The sequence below is a fragment of the Pseudomonas sp. MDT2-39-1 genome, assembly GCF_054898085.1.
On the sequence record NZ_CM142716.1, the window covers coordinates 5,654,607 to 5,675,430 of the forward strand.

23 protein-coding genes and 2 pseudogenes are annotated in these 20,824 nt (G+C 58.8%); 11 read left to right on the forward strand and 14 right to left on the reverse strand.

What is annotated here, in order from left to right:
• The first annotated feature begins 1 nt into the window (after position 1).
• Complete coding sequence (gene serS / locus ACYZTM_RS26265) at positions 2-1,282, forward strand: serine--tRNA ligase (RefSeq protein WP_131062411.1); 1,281 nt, start codon at positions 2-4, stop codon at positions 1,280-1,282.
• Positions 1,283-2,677, forward strand: coding sequence for a siroheme synthase CysG (gene cysG / locus ACYZTM_RS26270; protein ID WP_131062410.1), 1,395 nt, complete (start codon positions 1,283-1,285; stop codon positions 2,675-2,677).
• A 116-nt stretch (positions 2,678-2,793) separates the two neighbouring features.
• On the opposite strand, the gene ACYZTM_RS26275 is transcribed toward cysG, so the two are convergent.
• The 9 genes from ACYZTM_RS26275 to ACYZTM_RS26315 form a co-directional block, all read right to left on the reverse strand.
• Positions 2,794-3,795: a glutathione S-transferase family protein gene (locus ACYZTM_RS26275; protein WP_461985430.1), complete on the reverse strand. Its 1,002-nt coding sequence runs from the start codon at positions 3,793-3,795 to the stop codon at positions 2,794-2,796.
• Positions 3,796-3,885: 90 nt separating this feature from the next.
• Positions 3,886-4,887, reverse strand: coding sequence for a glycosyl transferase family protein (locus ACYZTM_RS26280; RefSeq protein WP_461985432.1), 1,002 nt, complete (start codon positions 4,885-4,887; stop codon positions 3,886-3,888).
• Entirely contained in the window at positions 4,884-5,219 is a 336-nt protein-coding gene (locus ACYZTM_RS26285) for a TusE/DsrC/DsvC family sulfur relay protein (protein WP_131062407.1), read from the reverse strand. Before ACYZTM_RS26285 ends, ACYZTM_RS26280 begins: the two co-directional genes overlap by 4 nt.
• The gene (gene tusB, locus ACYZTM_RS26290; RefSeq protein ID WP_131062406.1) at positions 5,216-5,509 is read right to left on the reverse strand and encodes a sulfurtransferase complex subunit TusB; all 294 of its coding nucleotides are present in this window, start codon (positions 5,507-5,509) and stop codon (positions 5,216-5,218) included. Before tusB ends, ACYZTM_RS26285 begins: the two co-directional genes overlap by 4 nt.
• The gene (gene tusC, locus ACYZTM_RS26295) at positions 5,509-5,871 is read right to left on the reverse strand and encodes a sulfurtransferase complex subunit TusC (protein ID WP_461985434.1); all 363 of its coding nucleotides are present in this window, start codon (positions 5,869-5,871) and stop codon (positions 5,509-5,511) included. The genes tusB and tusC overlap by 1 nt, the downstream gene beginning before the upstream one ends.
• A gap of 1 nt (position 5,872) precedes the next feature.
• Positions 5,873-6,265, reverse strand: coding sequence for a sulfurtransferase complex subunit TusD (gene tusD / locus ACYZTM_RS26300; protein ID WP_461989218.1), 393 nt, complete (start codon positions 6,263-6,265; stop codon positions 5,873-5,875).
• A gap of 201 nt (positions 6,266-6,466) precedes the next feature.
• Entirely contained in the window at positions 6,467-7,171 is a 705-nt protein-coding gene (locus ACYZTM_RS26305; protein ID WP_461985436.1) for a YoaK family protein, read from the reverse strand.
• A 35-nt stretch (positions 7,172-7,206) separates the two neighbouring features.
• Positions 7,207-7,536 carry a DUF6388 family protein gene (locus ACYZTM_RS26310; protein ID WP_131062402.1) on the reverse strand — a complete coding sequence of 110 codons (330 nt, stop codon included), beginning with the start codon at positions 7,534-7,536 and terminating at the stop codon, positions 7,207-7,209.
• Between the two features lie 21 nt (positions 7,537-7,557).
• On the reverse strand, positions 7,558-7,806 hold the full coding sequence (locus tag ACYZTM_RS26315) for a hypothetical protein (RefSeq protein ID WP_008154823.1): 249 nt from the start codon (positions 7,804-7,806) through the stop codon (positions 7,558-7,560).
• 162 nt (positions 7,807-7,968) lie between these two features.
• Between ACYZTM_RS26315 and ACYZTM_RS26320 the strand changes: the two genes are divergently transcribed.
• Positions 7,969-8,319: a hypothetical protein gene (locus ACYZTM_RS26320; RefSeq protein ID WP_131062400.1), complete on the forward strand. Its 351-nt coding sequence runs from the start codon at positions 7,969-7,971 to the stop codon at positions 8,317-8,319.
• 157 nt (positions 8,320-8,476) lie between these two features.
• On the opposite strand, the gene ACYZTM_RS26325 is transcribed toward ACYZTM_RS26320, so the two are convergent.
• On the reverse strand, positions 8,477-8,908 hold the full coding sequence (locus ACYZTM_RS26325; protein ID WP_461985439.1) for a GNAT family N-acetyltransferase: 432 nt from the start codon (positions 8,906-8,908) through the stop codon (positions 8,477-8,479).
• Positions 8,909-9,060: 152 nt separating this feature from the next.
• On the opposite strand from ACYZTM_RS26325, the gene ACYZTM_RS26330 reads away from it, so the two are divergent.
• From ACYZTM_RS26330 to ACYZTM_RS26345, 4 genes and pseudogenes are all read left to right on the forward strand, one after another.
• A complete protein-coding gene (locus tag ACYZTM_RS26330) occupies positions 9,061-9,498 on the forward strand; it encodes a hemerythrin domain-containing protein (protein ID WP_131062398.1) in 438 nt (145 codons plus the stop codon).
• A gap of 222 nt (positions 9,499-9,720) precedes the next feature.
• A complete protein-coding gene (locus ACYZTM_RS26335) occupies positions 9,721-10,356 on the forward strand; it encodes a lytic polysaccharide monooxygenase auxiliary activity family 9 protein (RefSeq protein WP_131062397.1) in 636 nt (211 codons plus the stop codon).
• A gap of 39 nt (positions 10,357-10,395) precedes the next feature.
• Positions 10,396-11,400 (forward strand): annotated as a pseudogene (locus ACYZTM_RS26340) (chitinase); the annotation flags it as partial.
• Between the two features lie 145 nt (positions 11,401-11,545).
• The gene (locus ACYZTM_RS26345) at positions 11,546-12,133 is read left to right on the forward strand and encodes an NUDIX domain-containing protein (protein WP_461985442.1); all 588 of its coding nucleotides are present in this window, start codon (positions 11,546-11,548) and stop codon (positions 12,131-12,133) included.
• Positions 12,134-12,316: 183 nt separating this feature from the next.
• On the opposite strand, the gene ACYZTM_RS26350 is transcribed toward ACYZTM_RS26345, so the two are convergent.
• Positions 12,317-12,832 carry a methylated-DNA--[protein]-cysteine S-methyltransferase gene (locus ACYZTM_RS26350; RefSeq protein WP_461985444.1) on the reverse strand — a complete coding sequence of 172 codons (516 nt, stop codon included), beginning with the start codon at positions 12,830-12,832 and terminating at the stop codon, positions 12,317-12,319.
• Between the two features lie 150 nt (positions 12,833-12,982).
• On the opposite strand from ACYZTM_RS26350, the gene ggt reads away from it, so the two are divergent.
• Entirely contained in the window at positions 12,983-14,710 is a 1,728-nt protein-coding gene (gene ggt, locus ACYZTM_RS26355) for a gamma-glutamyltransferase (protein WP_131062393.1), read from the forward strand.
• Between the two features lie 55 nt (positions 14,711-14,765).
• Here ggt and ACYZTM_RS26360 read toward each other — a convergent pair whose 3' ends face one another.
• The gene (locus tag ACYZTM_RS26360) at positions 14,766-15,014 is read right to left on the reverse strand and encodes a hypothetical protein (RefSeq protein ID WP_305955875.1); all 249 of its coding nucleotides are present in this window, start codon (positions 15,012-15,014) and stop codon (positions 14,766-14,768) included.
• Positions 15,015-15,110: 96 nt separating this feature from the next.
• Entirely contained in the window at positions 15,111-15,971 is an 861-nt protein-coding gene (locus tag ACYZTM_RS26365) for a hypothetical protein (RefSeq protein ID WP_461985447.1), read from the reverse strand.
• 550 nt (positions 15,972-16,521) lie between these two features.
• Here ACYZTM_RS26365 and ACYZTM_RS26370 point away from each other — a divergent pair.
• Positions 16,522-17,052 carry a cysteine hydrolase family protein gene (locus ACYZTM_RS26370; protein ID WP_131062391.1) on the forward strand — a complete coding sequence of 177 codons (531 nt, stop codon included), beginning with the start codon at positions 16,522-16,524 and terminating at the stop codon, positions 17,050-17,052.
• On the opposite strand, the gene ACYZTM_RS26375 is transcribed toward ACYZTM_RS26370, so the two are convergent.
• Positions 17,049-17,948, reverse strand: coding sequence for a LysR family transcriptional regulator (locus tag ACYZTM_RS26375; protein ID WP_461985450.1), 900 nt, complete (start codon positions 17,946-17,948; stop codon positions 17,049-17,051). The genes ACYZTM_RS26370 and ACYZTM_RS26375 overlap by 4 nt on opposite strands.
• A 148-nt stretch (positions 17,949-18,096) precedes the next feature.
• Between ACYZTM_RS26375 and ACYZTM_RS26380 the strand changes: the two genes are divergently transcribed.
• Together ACYZTM_RS26380 and ACYZTM_RS26385 are read left to right on the forward strand one after the other, a co-directional pair.
• On the forward strand, positions 18,097-19,596 hold the full coding sequence (locus ACYZTM_RS26380; RefSeq protein WP_461985452.1) for a purine-cytosine permease family protein: 1,500 nt from the start codon (positions 18,097-18,099) through the stop codon (positions 19,594-19,596).
• Positions 19,593-20,432, forward strand: a pseudogene (locus ACYZTM_RS26385) (nitrilase family protein). Before ACYZTM_RS26380 ends, ACYZTM_RS26385 begins: the two are co-directional and overlap by 4 nt.
• The last annotated feature ends 392 nt before the right edge of the window (positions 20,433-20,824 follow it).

Below are 20,824 nucleotides of genomic sequence, written 5' to 3' on the forward strand. Positions count from 1 at the left end.
CATGCTCGATTCCAAACTGTTACGTAGCAACCTTCAGGACGTAGCGGACCGCCTGGCATCCCGTGGTTACACGCTGGATGTTGCGCGCATCGAAGCGCTGGAAGAACAGCGCAAGACCGTCCAGACCCGCACCGAAGCACTGCAGGCTGAACGTAATGCGCGCTCCAAAACCATCGGCCAGGCCAAGCAGCGCGGCGAAGACATCGCGCCGCTGATGGCCGACGTCGAGCGCATGGCGAACGAGTTGAGCGCCGGTAAAGTCGAGCTGGACGGGATCCAGACCGATCTGGACTCGATTCTGCTCGGCATCCCGAACCTGCCGCACGAATCCGTCCCCATCGGTGATGACGAAGACGGCAACGTCGAAGTGCGCCGCTGGGGCACCCCGACCGCTTTCGATTTCCCGGTTCAGGACCACGTGGCCTTGGGCGAGAAGTTCGGCTGGCTGGACTTCGAAACCGCCGCCAAGCTGTCCGGCGCCCGTTTCGCCCTGTTGCGCGGCCCGATTGCCCGTATGCACCGCGCCTTGGCGCAGTTCATGATCAACCTGCACACCAGCGAACACGGTTACGAAGAGGCTTACACGCCTTATCTGGTCCAGGCGCCTGCGCTGCAAGGCACCGGTCAGCTGCCGAAGTTCGAAGAAGACCTGTTCAAGATCAGCCGCGAAGGCGAAGCCGATCTGTACCTGATCCCGACCGCAGAAGTATCGCTGACCAACATCGTGGCCGGCGAGATCGTCGATTCCAAACTGCTGCCGATCAAGTTCGTCGCCCACACCCCGTGCTTCCGCAGCGAAGCCGGTGCATCGGGCCGTGACACCCGCGGCATGATCCGTCAGCACCAGTTCGACAAGGTCGAGATGGTCCAGATCGTTGAGCCGTCGACCTCGATGGAGGCGTTGGAAGGCCTGACGGCCAACGCTGAAAAAGTCCTGCAACTGCTTGAATTGCCTTATCGCACGATTGCGCTGTGCACCGGTGACATGGGTTTCAGCGCGGTCAAGACCTACGACCTGGAAGTGTGGATTCCGAGCCAGGACAAATACCGCGAGATTTCGTCGTGCTCCAACTGCGGCGACTTCCAGGCCCGTCGTATGCAAGCGCGTTTCCGCAACCCGGAAACCGGCAAGCCTGAACTGGTCCACACCCTGAACGGCTCCGGCCTGGCGGTCGGTCGTACGCTGGTGGCGGTGCTGGAAAACTACCAGCAGGCCGACGGTTCGATCCGTGTGCCTGAAGTGCTGAAACCGTACATGGGTGGCCTCGAGGTCATCGGCTAAATGGACTATCTGCCGCTGTTTCATAACCTTCGCGGCAGTCGTGTGTTGGTCGTCGGCGGGGGGGAGATTGCCTTGCGCAAATCCCGCCTGCTGGCCGAAGCCGGTGCGCTGCTGCGGGTGGTCGCACCTGAAATCGAACCGCAGCTGCGCGAATTGGTTGCCGGCAGCGGTGGCGAATGCCTTTTACGGGGCTACGTCGCAGCGGACCTGGACGGTTGCGGGCTGATCATTGCCGCCACCGACGACGAACCGCTGAACGCGCAAGTCTCTGCCGATGCCCATCGGCGTTGCGTGCCGGTCAACGTGGTGGATGCGCCAGCCTTGTGCAGCGTGATCTTCCCGGCAATCGTCGACCGCTCTCCCTTGATTATTGCGGTGTCCAGCGGCGGCGATGCGCCGGTACTGGCGCGGTTGATCCGCGCCAAGCTGGAAACCTGGATTCCTTCCACCTACGGTCAACTGGCCGGTCTGGCGGCGCGTTTTCGCAGTCAGGTCAAAGGCCTGTTCCCGGATGTGCAGCAGCGTCGGGCGTTCTGGGAAGATGTATTCCAGGGCCCGATTGCCGATCGGCAACTGGCCGGGCAGGGCGCTGAAGCCGAGCGCTTGATGCTGGCGAAGATCAATGGCGAAGCGCCGGTCGCCACCGGTGAAGTGTATTTGGTGGGTGCAGGTCCAGGTGATCCAGATTTGCTGACCTTCCGTGCATTGCGTCTGATGCAGCAAGCCGATGTGGTGTTGTACGACCGTTTGGTCGCCCCGGCGATTCTCGATTTGTGTCGTCGCGATGCCGAGCGGGTCTACGTCGGCAAGCGTCGCGCCGATCACGCCGTGCCTCAGGATCAGATCAACCAGCAACTGGTGGATCTGGCCAAGCAAGGCAAGCGGGTCGTGCGATTGAAGGGCGGTGATCCGTTCATCTTCGGTCGCGGCGGTGAAGAGATCGAAGAACTGGCGGCCCATGGCATCCCGTTCCAGGTGGTGCCAGGTATCACGGCCGCCAGCGGTTGCGCGGCGTACGCCGGGATTCCGCTGACTCACCGCGATTACGCGCAGTCGGTACGTTTTGTCACCGGGCACTTGAAGGACGGTTCCACCGATTTGCCGTGGGCCGACTTGGTCGCACCAGCGCAAACCCTGGTGTTCTACATGGGGCTGGTGGGCTTGCCGATCATTTGCGAGCAGTTGATCAAGCATGGTCGCGGGGCAGACACCCCAGCGGCGTTGATTCAGCAGGGCACCACGGTCAATCAGCGGGTGTTTACCGGTACGCTGGCCGATTTGCCACGGCTGGTGGCGGAGCATGAAGTGCATGCGCCGACGCTGGTGATCGTTGGGGAAGTGGTGCAATTGCGCGAAAAACTGGCGTGGTTCGAGGGTGCTCAGGCGCAAGTCTGAAGACCGAGTCGCCTCATTTGCGGGCAAGCCTCGCTCCTTGGTTGCGTGCTGAGTGAACACATAACCTGTAGGAGCGAGGCTTGCCCGCGAAGGGGCCCTCAAATGCTTCACACACCTCAGGCCCTGCGCCAAACCCCTTTCCCACTCAACCGCGCCCGATCATGGGTTGCCGTGAAATCCTGCGCCGGCCCTTTCGGCACAACCCCGGTAGGATTGATGGTCTTGTGGCTGCCGTAGTAGTGATTCTTGATGTGCTGGAAATCCACCGTCTCGGCAATCCCCGGCCACTGGTAAATCTCCCGCAGCCAGTTCGACAGATTCGGATAATCGGTAATCCGCCGCAGGTTGCACTTGAAGTGGCCGTGATACACCGCGTCAAAGCGAATCAGCGTGGTGAACAGGCGGATATCAGCTTCGGTCAGGTATTCACCGGCCAGGTAACGATTGGCGCCTAACAACTCTTCCAGGCGATCCAGTTCCGCGAACAATCCATCGAACGCTTCTTCATAAGCCGACTGCGACGTGGCAAACCCTGCCCGATAAACGCCGTTGTTCACCGCCGGATAAATCCGTTCATTCAACGCATCGATCTCGCCGCGCAACGGCGCCGGATAGAAATCCAGGTCATTGACAGTCAAATCATCGAAAGCGCCATTGAACATGCGGATGATCTCCGCCGATTCATTGTTGACGATGCGGTTTTGCTGTTTGTCCCAGAGCACCGGCACAGTGACGCGGCCGGTGTAGTCGGCGGTGTCGGCGGTGTAACGCTGGTGCATGAAGTCGAAGTGATCGAGTTTGTCGCCGGTCGATCCGAGGTTCTGGTCGAAGGTCCAGCCGTTTTCCAGCATCAGCCAACTGACCACTGACACATCGATAAAGCTTTCGAGTCCTTTGAGTTTGCGCAGGATCAGCGTGCGGTGAGCCCACGGACAGGCGAGGGACACATAGAGATGATAGCGCCCGGCCTCGGCCGCAAAACCACCAACACCCGTCGGGCCGGGTTTGCCATCGACGGTCAGCCAGTTGCGACGCTGCGCCTGTTCACGCTGAAATGCGCCATCCTTGCTGCTTTCGTACCACTGGTCATGCCAGCGACCTTCAACCAACAAACCCATGTTCAAGACTCCTCAACCGATAAGCGTTGGAGAGGAGTCTATTCGCATAGGTTCGATAAAAAAGCGCAAAGGTTGGAGCGTTATGATCGGTTAAATCGATCTGTCTCGAGCATCCCAGTACTGTTGGGCCGTTTCGAAGGCGCGTTCGCGAGTCTGACCGAGGCCGCGCAACGCGAGGGCCATGGTCGAAATCAGGGCCATTTGCGGGTAACTGTCGACCACATCACCGCGCCATACCGCTTTCAAATGCTCAGGATCGAGCGAGGCGGGTTTGACGTGGCGCTGGGTCGACAACTGCGGCCATTCCTCGTCCCAGCTTTCGCCGCCGGTCGTGCCGTACAGATGGCTGTCGGCGTCCGGGTTGATCTCGATTTCGCCACCATCGCCCTTGATCACAATCGCGGTGTCGCCGAGCAAACCACTGGCATCGCGATGCACCGCCTGGTAGCCGGGGTGGAAAATGCTTTGCAGGCCGCAGCGAGCGCCCAACGGATTGAGGATGCGGGTGAGGGAATGGATCGGCGAACGCAGGCCCAAAGTGTTGCGCAGGTCGATCATGCGCTGAAGTTGCGGTGCCCAAACCACCAGCGGCATGAACGCCAGGCCACCGTTATCGAGTGCCGTGCCCACCTGCTGCCAGTCGCGGCACAGCGGAATGCTCAATCCATCCAGCAACTGCTCGCTGTACAGCCGGCCGGCCGTGTGGGCGCCAGCGCCGTGCATGAAGATGCGCACACCGTTCTGCGCCAGGCATTTGGCCGCCAGCAGATACCACGGCAAATGACGCTTCTTGCCGGCATACGTCGGCCAGTCCAGATCCACCGCCAGCGCTGGCGGGTTCAATCGTTCACGAAGGGCTTCGGTGAAGCCGGCCATTTCCTCGGCGCTTTCTTCCTTGTGCCGCAACAGCATCAGGAACGCGCCGAGCTGGGTGTCCTCGACCTTGTCGTCGAGCACCATGCCCATGGCTTCCCGTGCTTCGACCCGGGTCAGGTCGCGGGCGCCACGCTTGCCTTTGCCGAGGATCCGTACGAACTGGGCGAACGGGTGTTCGGCGGGCGTTTCGAGGGTCAGCGCTGGAAAGTCGGTCATAAGCAATTCGTCGGTTTGGGCAGACCCGCCAGTTTCGCGGCGAGTTTGGCAGGGGTGCCTTTGAACAGTCGGTTCAGGTGCAGGCTGTTGCCTTTTTCCGGGCCGAGCTTCAGCGCGGTGTACTTGATCAGCGGGCGAGTGGCCGGGGACAGTTGGAATTCGGCGTAGAAGCTGCGCAACAATTCGAGGATTTCCCAGTGCTCCGGGCTCAACTCGATGTCTTCGGCAGCGGCGAGGGCGGTGGCCACTTCATTGGACCAATCGCTGAGTTCGACCAGGAACCCGTCCTTGTCCAACTCGATGGCGCGAGCGCCGAGCGTCAGGGAATTCATAGCCAACTGTTGACCTTGTCGTAGTGAATCGACAGCTCGACGAAGGCCGGGTAATCAATGGTCTTGGCCGCTTCAGGAATCTCCAGGGCGCGAGCCTGGGCATCTTCGGCCAGTACGAACAGATTCAAACGGAGAGCGTTCAGCGCGTTGAACGGCGCGGTACCCGGCTGCAACGCATACACCGCGTCGCCGGTCAGCAAAAGCGCATCGTTCGTGCCGATCACACGCAGGCAACTGGTCAGGCGGTCATCGCCGAACGGGGAATGAGACAACACATGCAAAGTCGACATCAGAGGGTGATCACCTGGTCGTAACGGTCAATAAGTGCAGAGATTTCCTGGGCGGCCAGCACCTGGGCTTCTTCCAGCGACCGACCGTCGAGGTCCAGGCCCCGTTCGGCAGCGCTGTCGCCACAGACGAACAAGTCTTCAACACCGAACATTGGCAACGCTTGCAGGTTGGCGCTCAGGTCCTTTTGTTGCAGGGCCTTGGCGTTTTGTTTCGCGGCGAGCTGAAACACGCCGTCATCGAGAAACAGCAAGCCGATCGGCAGGTCGAACGCGCCGCCGGCCAGCACGATGTCCAGCGCTTCGCGCGCGTTCGGCCCGGACCACGGGGCCTGACGGCTGATGATCAACAAGGATTTAGCCATCTCAGGCGCCTCCGAAACAGATCAGGCGGTCAGCGTCTTGCACCGCGTCATGCAACTGGCCGAGGCCGGACAATTCCCACGGCGCACTCACCGCAACAGCGTCACGCTGATAGCGCCCTGCTTCCTCTTCGTTCAACACGCCACGGCGCAGGGCGGCGGCGATACACACCACGCCGTCCAGCTGATGCTCGGTGACAAAGGCGCGCCATTGCTTGGGCACGTCCAGCTCATCCTGGGGCGTGACCACGCTGCCGGAGGCGTTGTAGACGCCGTCCTGATAGAAAAACAGCCGGACAATCTCATGCCCGCCGGCCAGCGCAGCCTGGGCAAACAGCAAGGCACGGCGCGAGGAGGGCGCATGGGCGGCGGAAAACAGCGCGATGGCGAACTTCATGACGGACTCGATCAGCAAAACTGTGTCCATGATAAAGCTTTATCGCCGGGGCGGCGAAGGGGGTTTACTCGTAGACCGAGTCGCGGCCATCGCGAGCAGGCTCGCTCCTACAAGGAATTTGTGTCGTACACAACATTGAAATCCACCACAAAACCCCTGTGGGAGTGAGCCTGCTCGCGATGGCTGCCTGACAGGCACCGCTCAACGCGGCATATACCCCAACTGCCAACGCCGCGGGATTTTCAGCGACAGCAACCCGATCGCCCCGGCCAGCAACCCACTGACAAACAACGCCTTGAGCCCAAGGTGATGTTCCAGCACCGCGCCAATCACTGCACCGGCGAACATCCCCGTCCAGGGAATCAACTGAACCCGCCAGCCATTGCGCCGCTCACCGAGCATCCACCGTCCCAGCCCGCGCCCGAAGCGCGACAGGGCGCCGGTGACGTAGGTGAGACCGACCGGCAGGCCATTCACTTCTTCCACCGCCGCGTTGAGCATGCCCATGGCGATGATCGCCGCCAGCAGCGCCGGCAATTGTTCGTCATAAGGCCAGGCTGCGGCGCCGCAGAGCAGCATCGCGATGCACAGCAGCAAGGGTAGCGCCCGGCGGCCACCCAAGCGGCCGACGACAATGCCCAAGGCGTTGCCGACGATGAAGGTCGCCACGAGAATCAACAGGCGCAAGGTCAGCCCGAGATCGCCGTCGCTGATGGCCACGGCGAGGCGGGTGGTGTTGCCGCTCATGAAGGAGACAAAATCGCCACTGGCCATGAAGCCAATGGCGTCGGTCATGCCCGCGAGCACCGAGAGCGCGGCCACCAGCGCCATGCCGATGCGTCCGCGCCATTTCTGGATATGCAGGTGGCCGGGGCTGGCGCGAGACGTCGAGAGGGATGGCAGCATCGGCGGAAGTCGTCCTCAGGCAGCGACCGTCACGGTCACTTGCTCAATCCATATAACTCGCAATACTCCAGCCAGTCCATACCCGCCATCTCGGCCACTTCCTTGTGCACTTCCAGGCGCTGAGTCTCGTAGTCTTCAGGCGTTGCGGCGGTCAGTTGCAGCGTGAGCTCCCAGGCAAACAAACCCAGGCGCTCGGCTTCGGCTTCGAAGGCCTCATGCAAGCGCTCGTCGCGATACTGCTCGGCAGTCTCGCCCTTGGCCTGAGCCAACAGCGGGTTGAGGTTGTCGAGTTCGACGCGCAGTTCTGGGCGCTCATCGAGAAACGTCTTCAGCGCCTGCTCGTGTTGCTGTTCGGTTGCCGCCATGGTCGCTCCTTGAGGCTGGGGTTACGAAGATTGCTTCTTGCTGGCCTTGGCCGCAGCGGCCAGACACTCGAGCGCAAACTGCTCGGGGTAGGTCATCTGGATCGGCGTGGTTTCGCCTTTGACGGTGCGTTCGCCGTCGAGGATGTAACGGATTCGTTTGTCGGTGACGCCAATTCGCTTGGCGATCCAGGACGGTGTCTGACCGATCTGGCTGATCAGCTTGTCAGCGTATTCGGCGGTCGGTTTGTAATATTCGGCGTTGGGGGTCATGACCTTTCCAGAAAAATTGGCCCGGTAAAATGGGCGATGCGACGTTAATGGCGCGACAGGGTGCGCGAATCGTCACTCGGTGTCGCGGTATAAATGAAGTAAAGCAGAACGATACGCCGTGCCACGGTGATACAGTCCGCTTTTTCTTGATGAGCGAACACAATGCGAATTCTGATGGTGGCGCTGGCCGTGACGTTGCTGGCGGGATGCGCCGGCTCGGTGATGAACGATGCCCGCACCAAAGCCCCTTACAAAACCCTGAAATCGGACAAGCCGGAAAAAGTCGTCGCCCAGTGCGTGCAGTTTTCCTGGCAGGACGAGGCGGTGTTCGGTGTCGATGCCGGGGCGTATCTGCAGCCCGGTGAGAAGAGCGGGTCCACCGTCTACACGCGTTCGGCTGAGTCCTTCGTGGACGTGACCACCGATGCGTCAGGCACCGTTTTGAGTTACTACGCGCAGCGTGACGACTTTGTGGCCAAGCGCCGGCTTGCGGCGCTTGCGACCTGCCTCTGATCTGAAGGCTGACGCAGTACCCCCCTGTGGGAGCGGGCTTGCTCGCGAATGCGGTGTATCAGACGACATCAATGTTGCCTGGCGCACCGCATTCGCGAGCAAGCCCGCTCCCACAATGATCCGGTGTTGATCACATAAATGGGGCTGCCCACACAGGTTATACGTCGTTGACCAGGCGCTTCTGGAAAAAGAAGCGCTTATGTCCCGGCGGATAGTCGACAATCTGGCCTACCTCGCTGTAGCCCAGCTTCTTGTAGAACTCCGGCGCCTGGAAGTCGAAGGTGTCGAGCCAGACCCCGATGCATTCCTTCTCCCGTGCCAGGTCTTCGGCCATCCGCATCAGCTGGGTGCCTAAGCCCTGCCCTCGAGCCTGTTCCGGCACCGACAGCAACTCGATATACAACCATTGATAAAAAACCCGGCCATGCAGGCCGCCGAGAATCTCGTCGTGTTCGTCGCGGATCAGCAGGGCAATGGGCTCCTGCTTCGAGACACCGGCCTTTGAGGCGTTATAGGCGCGCAACGGCAGCAGAATCGCCTGCTCTTCGTCTTCGGTGGGGTTTTGCGACTGTTCGATTCGCAGTTCCATCAGCTAAATCCTTATGGCCATGAGGGGACAACACCCGCAAGCCTACCGTGTGCCCCGGCGGTTGTTCCAGTCTCTTGAGTGGAACCCTCGCTCGCGCCCGGATGTCTAGCCTAAACAGCGTCATTCCAGAACGCGGCCAATGAGGATCACCCGTGAATATTTTTGAAGCCCTGCGTGAAAGTCACGACCGCCAACGCACCTATGCCAAAGCGCTCATCAGGACCAGCGGTGACACGCCGGAACGGGTCGAGGCTTACAAACAGCTCAAGTCTGAACTCCAGGCCCACGAAACCGCCGAAGAGCGCCATTTCTACATACCGCTGATGGAGTTCGACAACGGCGTCGACCTCAGCCGCCATGCCATCTCCGAGCACCACGAAATGGATGAAATGATGGAGGAGCTGGATGAGACGGAAATGTCCAACCCGGCCTGGCTGGCGACCGCCAAGAAGCTTTCCGAGAAGGTCCATCACCACTTGGAAGAGGAAGAACAGAAGTTCTTCCAGATGGCCGGCAAACTGCTCGACGACAAGCAGAAAGAGTCCCTGGCCGGGCAGTACGAGAAGGAATACAAGGCACAGCTTTCCTAGGCCGCATGAAGCCCCCGATTGCTGCCTTGCGCTGTAATCCATTTGCTACACAGGACGTAGGACTTGGATCAGAGTACTGGTTGTATATCCAGTATTTGCGGGTGGTCTGCCACAGCAGACTCATCCGCACCAAAAATGGGTCGATGGACAAAAAAAACAGCTCCGTTAGGTTGAAGGCCTCTCCTCAGGAAGGAGAGTTCTTAAATCAACGGAGTGAAAAAAATGAACCAACCACAGACTCAACCTCAACTTCGACACGGTCGTGTCACATCCCCTTCCAGCCGCGGTGCGGTGGCCGTAGAGCAGGGGCTGCTGGGTAACTGGCAAGTCAACGAAATGGAAGGTGGCAAGAACTTCCCATCGCTGACGGCCGGGCCATTTCCGGCGCCGTATCAAACCGACAGCGACAGTGTCACGCCACCTGCCGACGGCTTGATCCTCAGTGGGGGCAAATCTGATGCCCGTGACTGCATCAACTTCACCAACGAGGAAATGAGCCTCAAGCTCGGCCGCCCGTTCTCCTGGCCTTTGTTGAATGTCGACCCCGGCCAGACCTTCAAAGTCACTTGGGAATACACCGCCCCTCACGTCACCCGTGGCTACAGCTGGTTCATCACCAAGGATGGCTGGAACCCGAAACAGCGCATCAGTCGTGCGCAACTGGAGGCAAAATCGTTCTATGACGACTTCTACACCCAGGTCCCGTACTACAGCCATTCCGCCGAGATGAAGGCCAAGGTCAATCACGAAGTGAAATTGCCGGGCAACAAAAAGGGCCATCACGTGATTGTGCTGATGTGGATCGTGGCCAACACCGGCAACGCCTTCTACCAAGCGTTCGACGTGGACTTCAAATAGGCCCGCGGTGTTAAACCCAACACGTTCAAGGAATAGAACATGTCTACTTTCGACTTTACGTTACTGAAATCGCCACTCGCCGATGCGGCGTCGTTGATGCCGAGCATTGCCGGTAAAAAAAAGATCCTCATGGGTTTCTGGCACAACTGGCCCGCCGGACCGAGCGACGGTTACCAGCGCGGCCAATTCGCCAACATCGCGCTGCAGGATGTGCCCAAGGAGTACAACGTGGTGGCCGTGGCCTTCATGAAGGGCAACGGCATCCCGACCTTCAAGCCGTACAACCTGTCCGACGCCGAGTTCCGTCGCCAGGTCGGCGTGCTGAACAGCCAGGGCAGGGCGGTGCTGATTTCCCTGGGTGGCGCCGACGCGCACATCGAGCTGCACAAAGGCAACGAGCTGCCACTGGCCAATGAAATCATCCGTCTGGTGGAAACCTACGGCTTCGATGGGCTGGACATCGATCTTGAACAGAGTGCGATTGATTTCGCCGACAACAAGTCCGTCCTGCCTGCCGCGCTGAAACGGGTCAAGGACCATTACGCCGCTGAAGGCAAACACTTCATTATCAGCATGGCGCCGGAGTTTCCGTACCTGACCACCGCCGGCAAATACGTCGGCTACATTCAGGCCCTGGAAGGCTATTACGACTTCATCGCCCCGCAGTACTACAACCAGGGCGGTGACGGAATCTGGGTGCCGGAAACCAATAACGGCAATGGCGCGTGGATTGCCCAGAACAACGACGCGCTGAAAGAGGACTTCCTGTTTTACCTGACCGAAAGTCTGGTGAGCGGCACTCGCGGGTTCACCAGGATTCCGGCGGACAAGTTCGTGATCGGCCTGCCCGCCAACGTCGACGCGGCGGCCACCGGTTACGTGATCAACCCGGTGGCAGTGGTGAATGCCTTCAAGCGTCTCGACGCCAAGGGGCTTTCGATCAAGGGTCTGATGACCTGGTCGGTGAATTGGGACAACGGAGTCAATAAGGACCACGTGCCTTACAACTGGGAGTTCAGCCGTCGTTACGGGCCGTTGATTCATGGCAGCCGGCTCTCTTCCCACGAAGAAGGCAACGCGATACCTGACGTTGCCAGGCAGCAGTAAAAAGAAAGCTCGGCAGAGATGCCGGGCTTTTTCGTTTTCGCCTACCATGTGGACCTTCTGACGAAAAAAAGGATGCTTTGTGATGGCGAACACAGCCGAACGGGTCAACATCATTGAGTCCCAAGTGTTGTCCCACGACTGGTACCTGCTGAAGAAAATCACCTTCGACTATCTGCGTAATAACGGCGACTGGCAGCGCCAGACCCGCGAGGTGTACGACCGTGGCAATGGCGTGGCGATGCTGTTGTTCAATCGCGATAAAAGAACTGTCGTACTGACGCGTCAGTTTCGGCTGCCGGTGTTCGTCAACGGCCACGATGGTTTGCTGATCGAAGTAGCGGCGGGGCTGCTCGAAGGCGCGGCACCGGAAGAACGCATCCGCGCCGAAGCCGAAGAGGAAACCGGCTATCGCGTTCACCACGTGCAAAAGGTGTTCGAGGCCTACATGAGCCCAGGCTCGGTCACCGAAAAACTGCACTTCTTCATCGCAAAATATGACGCCGCGTCGAAAGTCAGCGAGGGCGGTGGACTGGAAGCAGAGACCGAAGAACTGGAAGTGCTGGAGTGGACATTCGACGAGGCGCTTGAGGCGTTTTATAGCGGGGAAATCTGCGATGCGAAGACCATCATGTTGCTTCAGTATGCGGCGATGAAAAACATCTTTGCCTGAACGACTCCTGCCCCCCTGTAGCAGCTGTCCTGTGGCGAGGGGATTTATCCCCGTTCGGCTGCGCAGCAGTCGTAAAACCTGAATGCACGGTCGATCTGATGCACAGCGTCGTCTGAATTCACGACTGCTTCGCAGCCGAACGGGGATAAATCCCCTCGCCACAGAGGCTCCGATGAATCAGTTTTAAAATAAATCGCCTGTTCGGCTACCCCCCGACCACTCGCAACCCTCAAGCGTCAGCAACCGCTCCTTCGCCTCAAGCCCGCCAGCAAACCCGGTGAGTTTCCCGGACGCACCAATCACCCGATGGCACGGTGCAACAATCGAGATCGGGTTCTTGCCATTCGCCGCGCCCACCGCCCGGACTGCGCTCGGGTTGCCAATCTGCTCGGCAATCTCGCTGTAACTGCGAGTCTCACCAAACGGAATGGTCAGCAGCGCCTGCCATACCTTCTTCTGAAAGTCCGTCCCGGCAAAATCCAGTTCCAGCTCGAAGCGATTTCGTGTGCCGGCAAAGTATTCCTGCAGCTGTTTAACGGCACGCACCAGAATCGGGTTGTCCACCGCTTCACTCATCGGCCCGAGCTTAACGCGGTTCGGTTTGTCGTTTTCCCAGAGGATGGCTGCCAGTCTTGAATCTTTCGCGACCAGCTTCAGCTCGCCGACCGGAGACGCCATGGTGGTGAAGGTGTAAGACATGCCGGCGAACTCCGCAGAAGGGCTGAACAGAGGCCAAGCATACTGCCTCGACAGGGAGGCGCAATACGCAATCCCAGCCATACTGCCTACTGCTATTGAAACGTTTTCTCCGTTTTTAAACAGAGCCTAAAAACAAAAAGAGACCGACTCATGAAGTTCGAACCTTTTGCCAAATCGCTGATTGCGACCTCCTTGGCGCTCAGTTGCCTCAGTGCTTACGCGGCCTCCGTGGCCCCGGTCGCGGCCGAAAACGGCATGGTCGTCACGGCCCAGCATCTGGCCTCCCATGTGGGCGTCGATGTGCTCAAGAACGGTGGTAACGCCGTCGATGCCGCCGTCGCGGTGGGTTATGCGCTGGCGGTGGTCTATCCCGCCGCGGGTAACCTGGGTGGTGGTGGTTTCATGACCGTACAACTGGCGGACGGGCGCAAGACCTTCCTCGATTTCCGCGAAAAAGCCCCCCTGGCTGCCACTGCAAACATGTACCTCGACAAGGAGGGCAATGTGGTCCCGGACCTGAGTACCCGAGGCCACCTGGCCGTTGGCGTGCCAGGCACCGTGTCCGGCATGGAACTGGCGCTGAAGAAATACGGGACCAAACCCCGTAAGGAAGTTATCGCCCCGGCTATCAAACTCGCCGAAGACGGTTTTGTGCTGGAGCAGGGCGATGTCGAATTGCTGGAATACGCCACCGACGTGTTCAAGAAGGACATCAAGGATTCCGGCGCGATCTTCCTGAGCAACGGCGAGCCGATGCAGGTCGGGCAAAAACTGGTACAGAAGGATCTGGCGAAAACCCTGCGGGAAATTTCCGAGAAGGGCGAAGACGGTTTCTACAAAGGCTGGGTGGCCGACGCCATCGTCACCTCCAGTCAGGCCAACAAGGGCATCATCACCCAGGCCGACCTCGACAAATACAAGACCCGTGAACTGGCGCCGATCGAGTGCGACTACCGGGGTTATCACGTGGTGTCGGCACCGCCGCCAAGCTCCGGTGGCGTGGTGATCTGCGAGATCATGAACATCCTCGACGGCTACCCGATGAAAGACCTGGGCTACCGCTCGGCCCAAGGCATGCATTACCAGATCGAAGCGATGCGCCACGCGTATGTGGACCGCAACAGCTACCTCGGCGACCCGGACTTCGTGAACAATCCGATCGCCCACCTGCTGGACAAAAACTACGCGACTAAAATCCGCGCCGCGATTGATCCGAAAAAGGCCGCCGTATCCAGCGAACTCAAGCCCGGCGTAGCGCCCCATGAAGGCAGCAACACCACGCATTACTCCATCGTCGACAAATGGGGTAACGCGGTGTCGGTGACCTACACCCTCAACGACTGGTTCGGCGCCGGGGTCATGGCCAGCAAAACTGGGGTCATCCTCAACGACGAAATGGACGACTTCACCTCGAAAATCGGCGTGCCCAACATGTACGGCCTGGTGCAAGGCGAAGCTAACGCCATCGCTCCCGGCAAGGCACCGCTGTCGTCCATGAGCCCGACCATTGTCACCAAGGACGGCAAAGTGGTCATGGTCGTCGGCACCCCCGGCGGCAGCCGCATCATCACCGCCACCTTGTTGACGATCCTCAACGTGATCGACTACGGCATGAACATCCAGGAAGCGGTCGATGCACCCCGTTTCCACCAGCAATGGCTGCCGGAAGAAACCAATCTGGAGACCTTCACCACCAGTCCTGACACGGTGAAGATGCTCGAAAGCTGGGGGCACAAGTTTGCCGGGCCGCAGGATGCCAACCATGTGGCGGCAATCCTGGTCGGTGCACCTTCGCTGGAAGGCAAGCCGGTGGGCAAGAACCGTTTCTACGGGGCCAATGACCCGCGCAGGAATACCGGGTTGTCGCTCGGCTACTAAGTCGTAACACCATGGCCACCCTCAATCTGCGAGGGTGGCCCAACCGGCTACAAGGTTATTCGTCGGGCTTGGTGACAATGTTATCCGCCTCATCCACCTGATACGGCACATGCGCCTCTACGCCATCCTTGCCGGTATGCGCCACGACATTCTTGTAGCGCTTGCCGTTCCAGCACCGGAAAATCAGCGTCGCATTTTCGCCTCCGGTCAGCGTCGAACCCAGGCTGCCAATGAGCTTGCTGCGGGCGCCGCCCACCAGGATGCTGTTCTTGCCCGCCGTCAAAACGCTTTTATCGCCGCCCATCAACGTACAGTCATCGCCCGCCGTCAGTTTGCTGCGACCACCCGCCGTGAGGTGGCTATTGCTGCCCGCCAGCCGTTTGCTGCGGTCGCCGGCGATTTAAGTGCTGTCTTTGCCGGCGATCAATTTGCTGCGATCGCCTGCAGTCTGGATGCTGCCGGCGCCCGCGATGAGGGTGCTGCGATAACCCGCATTCTGTGAACTGTCCTTGCCGGCGATCAATGAGCTTTGATAACTGGCGATCTGGTTGCTGCCGTATCCGGCAGTCAGCGTGCTGTGCATGCCGGATGTCAGGCTGCTGCCGTAACCGGCGGTCAATACACTGCGCAATCCGCTGATCAGCGTGCTGCCGTAGCCGGCGATCAAAGAACTGTTCTGGCCCGCAGTTTCGGTGCTGCCGTAACCGGCTGTGAGGGTGCCGTTGTGTTGGGCGGTCAAGGTGCTGCCGTAGCGGGCAATCCATGAACTCTGGCTGCCGGCCGTTTCCGTGCTGCCGTAACCCGCCAGCAGATAACTTTGATGCCCGCCGGTGAGCGTACTGCCGTAAACAGCGGTTTCGAAAGTTTGCGAGGCGTCGGTTTTAGCGCCGATGCCGGGAGAATTGTAATCCTGTGTTCGCCGACTTTCGAATTCACGGCTGGATGTTTTGTTGGGTGACACAAGTGAGTTGTCTATCAAACTAATGTTTGATGCTTGATAGTTTTCAATGTGCGTTGCAATGTAATTGATCGAGCTGTCCTGAGTGCCAGTGTGAACAACTTCCGCCTCCGGAAACTTGATCATGCCGTCTTCTTCAAGTTTTATAACGTGATCAATGTTAACTTCGCACACGATCCACTTGGCTTCGGCTCGCAAACTCAGTTGAGTAGAGGAGCCTTCTCCCCACAATAAACCGACCAGGCCGTTCTCGAGTTTTTTGCTGGGCTCCAGTGCTTGCACACCATCAGACCTGGCCGGCATGGTCCGACATGTCGTTGGCGCAAGTGCGCAAGACAAGGACTTTGTTGTCACTCATATATGTGTTCTCAATGGATGTAACGGCATCAGCGGGAATCAGGATTGTAAGCGGCACCCATAACGTTCCAAAAAGAACGATTCGGTATAACTCACACGTCACTGGCTGAAATCCATTAAGAGCCAGCGGCAAAGCCGCAGTCCTGTTATTAAACAGGTTGCAGTCCCTGGCGAAACTTCTCGATATCGAAGAGTTACCCTGAAGCAATGGGTCAGGTCTGACTGCACTTATTGTTGTTCGAAAGTGTTTAATGCTGTTCGTTGCAATAGATTAAATAATATCGTCATAGTTGATGTGGTGTAATGAATTTTCAGTTCAGCGTAGCGGCGTTGAGGCGGGCCTTGCCCGACTGGATGAATTCGCTGACACGCAACGATGCCAAGCTATTCCATCGTGGGTGTTTTGCGGCATTATCGACGGTACGCACTCTTTGCTCGGCTCCAGTGAGCAGGTGGCGTACCCCTTGATCTGAAGGACGACTTTAAGGCCTGAGCCATGACCACTGCACTGCTGATCATCGACGTCCAGCACGCCTTGTGCGCTGGCGAGTACGAATGCTTTGAGATCAAACGCGTCATCAAGAACATCAACGGCCTCAGTGCCAGGGCCCGTGATGCTGAAATACCAGTCATCTTCATCCAGCACGAAGAGGGTGACCTGCTGAAGCACGATTCCAAAGGCTGGCAACTGGCGGACGGACTGGAAACATCACTCCAGGACCTGCGCGTACGCAAAACCACCCCGGACTCTTTCTACCAGACCGATCTGCGCCAACTGCTGCTGAAGCGCGACGTTGATCGCCTGATCATATGCGGTCTACAAACCGACTATTGCGTTAACGCTACCGTTCGCCAGGCACACTCGTTGGGTTACGACGTGGTGCTCGCTGCCGACGCCCATTCAACCGTCGACAACGGCAACATGCGTGCCGATGACATCATCGCCGAGCACAACAAGGACTTGGCGCGCCTGTCCGGTTCGGTGGCCCGGATCGACGTCATCCCGACCAGCGAAATACGCGTCTAAGTACTGAAAACATCGATCAACTCGTTGAGGAACGCACTCACCAAATCACGCTGACGCGCCGAATGCCGAACCGCCGCATGAAAGCCGACCTCATAACGCAGCAGCTCGGGATTCAGTGGATGCAACTGCGCCAGTTGTTCATGCTTCGCCGCATAGTGCTGCGGCAGAAAGCCCAGGTGCTGGCCAGAAAGAATGAGCAGCGCCGCGCCGTCCATGCTGTCGGTGAGCACGGTCAGGCGTTCGATCGAGGTGGGCGCGGGCATTTCCGGCAAGGGGTGGCTGGGCCAGACCCAATCGAAATCGCTGACCTCATCCCGGGTCAGCTCACCCACTTGCTCAAACAGCGGATGAGCAGGGGCGCAGTAGGCGATCTGGGTTTCCTGGAACAAGGGGAAGTAATCGATGTTGGGCAAACGATGCCAGAAGTAACCGATGGCCAGATCGATATGGCTATTGATGATTTTCTCTTCCAGCAGTGACGAAGACAGTTCCGTGAAGTGGAAATACAAGCCTTCATGGCGCGAGCGCAAACGCGCGATGGCCAGGGCGATTTTCTTGTTGGCAACGGGGTCGATCTGGCCGAGCAAACCGATGTTGATGTTGCCCGACACCTTGCGATTGATGTGCTGGACTTCAACCCGGAAGCCTTCGGCCGCCGCCAGCAATCGGCGGGCCGCCTCGACAAACTGGCCGCCCTTGGGCGTCACCGAAAATCCGCCGCGCCCTCGCTCGCACAGGCGAAATCCCACCCTTGCTTCCAGCGTCGCCAATTGCGCACTGATGGTGGGCTGCGTGGTGTTGAGCGCGGTTTGCGCGGCCGAGATGCCGCCCGCCTCGACGACGGTCAGAAAGACCCGGATCAAACGCAGATCCAGCTCCGATACAGTGCCCAGCATGGGTGTCCCTCAATGTTCACTCACATAGACGCCGATCTATGTAAACAGTGTGCCAGCGATATTTTACAGCCCTGATCCAGGCCCTACATTGCAATGAAACCGGCGCTTTGCCCATAAAAACAACAATCAACTGCATAGGAACAATCGTATGTCAGGGTCTCCTCATTCTGCGCACGCCCTTGAGGCGAGTGGCGGGTTGGCCATCGAAGGCCACTCGATCGATTACATTCCGGAAAACGAACGTCACGCCAAACTCAGCAGCCAGGGGCCTTTCTGGTTTTTGGGCAACTTCCACTTCTTCACCATCTCCATCGGTTTTGTCGGCCCAAGTCTCGGATTGTCGGCGCTGTGGACGATGGTGGCCGGTGCACTCGGGATCATGTTCGGGACCATCTTCATGGCCTTCCACGGCTCGCAAGGCCCCGAAATGGGTCTTCCGCAGATGATCCAGTCGCGTGCCCAATTTGGGTATCGCGGCGTGATCCTGGCCTTGATGGCAACGATGTTCGTGTTCGTCGGATTCAATGTGGTGAACATCTCGCTGATCATGAACGGCCTCGAACATGTCTTCGGCGTCGACCCGACCATCGTCGCCATTGCCGTGGTGCTGATCGGCGCGCTGCTGTCGATCTACGGTCACGACTTGATGCACAAAGCCTTCAAGTGGGCGTTGCTGGCGACCTTGCCGTTGTATGCGCTCGTCACCATTGCCTTGATGTTCGGTGCAGGCCAGGAGGGCGTCACACCGGCGACCGATCTGGGGTTCAGCTGGGTGGCGTTTACCACGCTGTTTGCCATCGGCGCGAGCTACAACATTTCCTATGCACCGTATGTCTCCGACTATTCCCGTTACCTGCCGAAAAACACCAGCCGGCCGAAGCTGATCGCGGCCGTGTTCATCGGCGCCTCGTTGTCGGGCGGCTGGATGATCGGCCTCGGCGCCTGGCTCGCGCAGCAGTTGAAAGCGGCGGATGCGCTGGTGGCGCTGAACCAGGTCGGATCGTCGATGATTCCAGGCCTGGGCAATGTGTTGGTCATCGTCTCGGTGGCGGGTTTCCTGCCGATCATCGCGCTCAACACTTACAGCGCCATGCTGACGTTGTTGACGGGCGTCGACTCGATCAAAAAGATCACACCGACACCCCGCGCCCGAGTGATGTCCATCTCCGCGATCAGCCTCATCCTGTTGACCTGCGTGCTGTCGATCAAGGGCGATGGCATCGCCCTGTTGAACACCTTCCTCGTGCTGCTGTTGTACTTCCTCGTGCCCTGGACCGCGGTCAATCTGGTCGACTACTTTTTCGTGCGCAAAGGCCGCTACGCGATCCCGCATTTCTTCACGCCGAAGGGCATTTATGGCGCCTGGGAATTTCGCGGAATCGTCTCGTACCTGATCGGCTTTGCCGCGATGGTGCCGTTCTTCTACATCTTCGATGCCGCCGCCGGGAAAGAGGTTTTCGTCGGGCCGCTGGCGCGCATGCTGGAAGGCGTGGACATCGCCTGGCTGGTGGGCCTGGTGGTTTCAGGTCTGACGTATTACCTCCTTAGCCGTTCGATCGACCTTGAATACGAACGCCGGATCATCGACTCGATCACCGAAAGCGACATTGTTTCCATGGCCCATCAACCTGTGGAGGAGGGGCGTTGAACAGCGTAAAAAATACCGTGGTCGCCTGTTGCCAGGTTGCACCGAAAATAGGTGACCTCGCTTTCAATCGGATGCTGACTGAGCGTGCGATTCGCTCGGCGGCGTTGCAGGGCGCTCAGGTGGTGGTGCTGCCCGAGCTGGTGCAGAGCGGTTATGTGTTTGCTGACCGTGGCGAAGCGCTGTCCTTGTCCGAAACATCCGAGGGGCCAACCCTGCGCCTGTGGACGGCGTTGGCGAAGGAATTGAACATCGTTGTAGTGGGCGGATTCTGCGAGCGACTGGTAGGCGATGAACTGGCCAACAGCGCGGCGTTGATCGATGCCCAAGGCCTTCGCGCCGTTTACCGCAAGGCACATCTGTGGGACGCGGAGAAAGAAATCTTCAGCCCCGGCAACGACGCGCCGCCGGTGGTCGAAACGGTCCATGGACGGATCGGCATGCTGATTTGCTACGATCTGGAATTTCCCGAATGGGTGCGCCTGCCGGCGCTGGCCGGTGCAAATTTGCTCTGCGCGCCGGTCAACTGACCCGATGGACCACGGCCACCGACCGAACGTCCGGCGGAAGTGGTGCGGGTTCAGGCCAATGCGTCGGTCAACCGGATGTTCATTGCCGCGTGCGACCGGCATGGGCATGAACGCGGGGTTGGTTGGGTGCAAGGTTCGGTGATCGTCGATGCTGACGGTTACCCGCTGGCTGGGCCGGCGGAGCAGGGGGGCGAGCAGATTTTGCTGGCGACACTTAACCTCGCCGAGGCACGGAACAAGCGCATCAGTGCGCGTAATGATTTGCACCGGGATCGGCGGCAGGGGTTGTATGGATGCGTCGAGGAGTGAAGCGGTCGCTCGCTCTTCCGCGATGGGCGGCAAGCAGCCATAGAGGCCATCAAGGCAGTACGAAGGTTGTGGTATTTACCGTTTATTCTTAATCGAATAACAAACCGATAAGATTCCAGCCTACCCCTATAGTAAAAATGAGAAGAATGAGTACAGACGTAAGCGTTATCGACTCATGGGGCATGACAGTAGCTCCATAAAATAGCAAAGTACTATGAGCGGCTAACTTCGACGTGGGCATTTCATTGCCTATTGAATGCATATGCCTTGGGAGTGCCACTTACCTTTCTCGATTAATGTACTAGTTAACGTTCAGCAAACTCTATGCCAAACTTTAAGCGCATATAAGTTCTGCCGGTGTAACCGATTTTTGGGCTTCTTTCGATATAAAC

Bases quoted from the DNA above. Each gene is read 5' to 3' on its own strand.
- serS (WP_131062411.1), top strand. From the start codon at position 2: ATGCTCGATTCCAAACTGTTACGTAGCAACCTTCAGGACGTAGCGGAC.
- cysG (WP_131062410.1), top strand. From the start codon at position 1,283: ATGGACTATCTGCCGCTGTTTCATAACCTTCGCGGCAGTCGTGTGTTG.
- ACYZTM_RS26275 (WP_461985430.1), bottom strand. From the start codon at position 3,795: ATGGGTTTGTTGGTTGAAGGTCGCTGGCATGACCAGTGGTACGAAAGC.
- ACYZTM_RS26280 (WP_461985432.1), bottom strand. From the start codon at position 4,887: ATGACCGACTTTCCAGCGCTGACCCTCGAAACGCCCGCCGAACACCCG.
- ACYZTM_RS26285 (WP_131062407.1), bottom strand. From the start codon at position 5,219: ATGAATTCCCTGACGCTCGGCGCTCGCGCCATCGAGTTGGACAAGGAC.
- tusB (WP_131062406.1), bottom strand. From the start codon at position 5,509: ATGTCGACTTTGCATGTGTTGTCTCATTCCCCGTTCGGCGATGACCGC.
- tusC (WP_461985434.1), bottom strand. From the start codon at position 5,871: ATGGCTAAATCCTTGTTGATCATCAGCCGTCAGGCCCCGTGGTCCGGG.
- tusD (WP_461989218.1), bottom strand. From the start codon at position 6,265: ATGAAGTTCGCCATCGCGCTGTTTTCCGCCGCCCATGCGCCCTCCTCG.
- ACYZTM_RS26305 (WP_461985436.1), bottom strand. From the start codon at position 7,171: ATGCTGCCATCCCTCTCGACGTCTCGCGCCAGCCCCGGCCACCTGCAT.
- ACYZTM_RS26310 (WP_131062402.1), bottom strand. From the start codon at position 7,536: ATGGCGGCAACCGAACAGCAACACGAGCAGGCGCTGAAGACGTTTCTC.
- ACYZTM_RS26315 (WP_008154823.1), bottom strand. From the start codon at position 7,806: ATGACCCCCAACGCCGAATATTACAAACCGACCGCCGAATACGCTGAC.
- ACYZTM_RS26320 (WP_131062400.1), top strand. From the start codon at position 7,969: ATGCGAATTCTGATGGTGGCGCTGGCCGTGACGTTGCTGGCGGGATGC.
- ACYZTM_RS26325 (WP_461985439.1), bottom strand. From the start codon at position 8,908: ATGGAACTGCGAATCGAACAGTCGCAAAACCCCACCGAAGACGAAGAG.
- ACYZTM_RS26335 (WP_131062397.1), top strand. From the start codon at position 9,721: ATGAACCAACCACAGACTCAACCTCAACTTCGACACGGTCGTGTCACA.
- ACYZTM_RS26345 (WP_461985442.1), top strand. From the start codon at position 11,546: ATGGCGAACACAGCCGAACGGGTCAACATCATTGAGTCCCAAGTGTTG.
- ACYZTM_RS26350 (WP_461985444.1), bottom strand. From the start codon at position 12,832: ATGTCTTACACCTTCACCACCATGGCGTCTCCGGTCGGCGAGCTGAAG.
- ggt (WP_131062393.1), top strand. From the start codon at position 12,983: ATGAAGTTCGAACCTTTTGCCAAATCGCTGATTGCGACCTCCTTGGCG.
- ACYZTM_RS26360 (WP_305955875.1), bottom strand. From the start codon at position 15,014: ATGGGCGGCGATAAAAGCGTTTTGACGGCGGGCAAGAACAGCATCCTG.
- ACYZTM_RS26365 (WP_461985447.1), bottom strand. From the start codon at position 15,971: ATGCCGGCCAGGTCTGATGGTGTGCAAGCACTGGAGCCCAGCAAAAAA.
- ACYZTM_RS26370 (WP_131062391.1), top strand. From the start codon at position 16,522: ATGACCACTGCACTGCTGATCATCGACGTCCAGCACGCCTTGTGCGCT.
- ACYZTM_RS26375 (WP_461985450.1), bottom strand. From the start codon at position 17,948: ATGCTGGGCACTGTATCGGAGCTGGATCTGCGTTTGATCCGGGTCTTT.
- ACYZTM_RS26380 (WP_461985452.1), top strand. From the start codon at position 18,097: ATGTCAGGGTCTCCTCATTCTGCGCACGCCCTTGAGGCGAGTGGCGGG.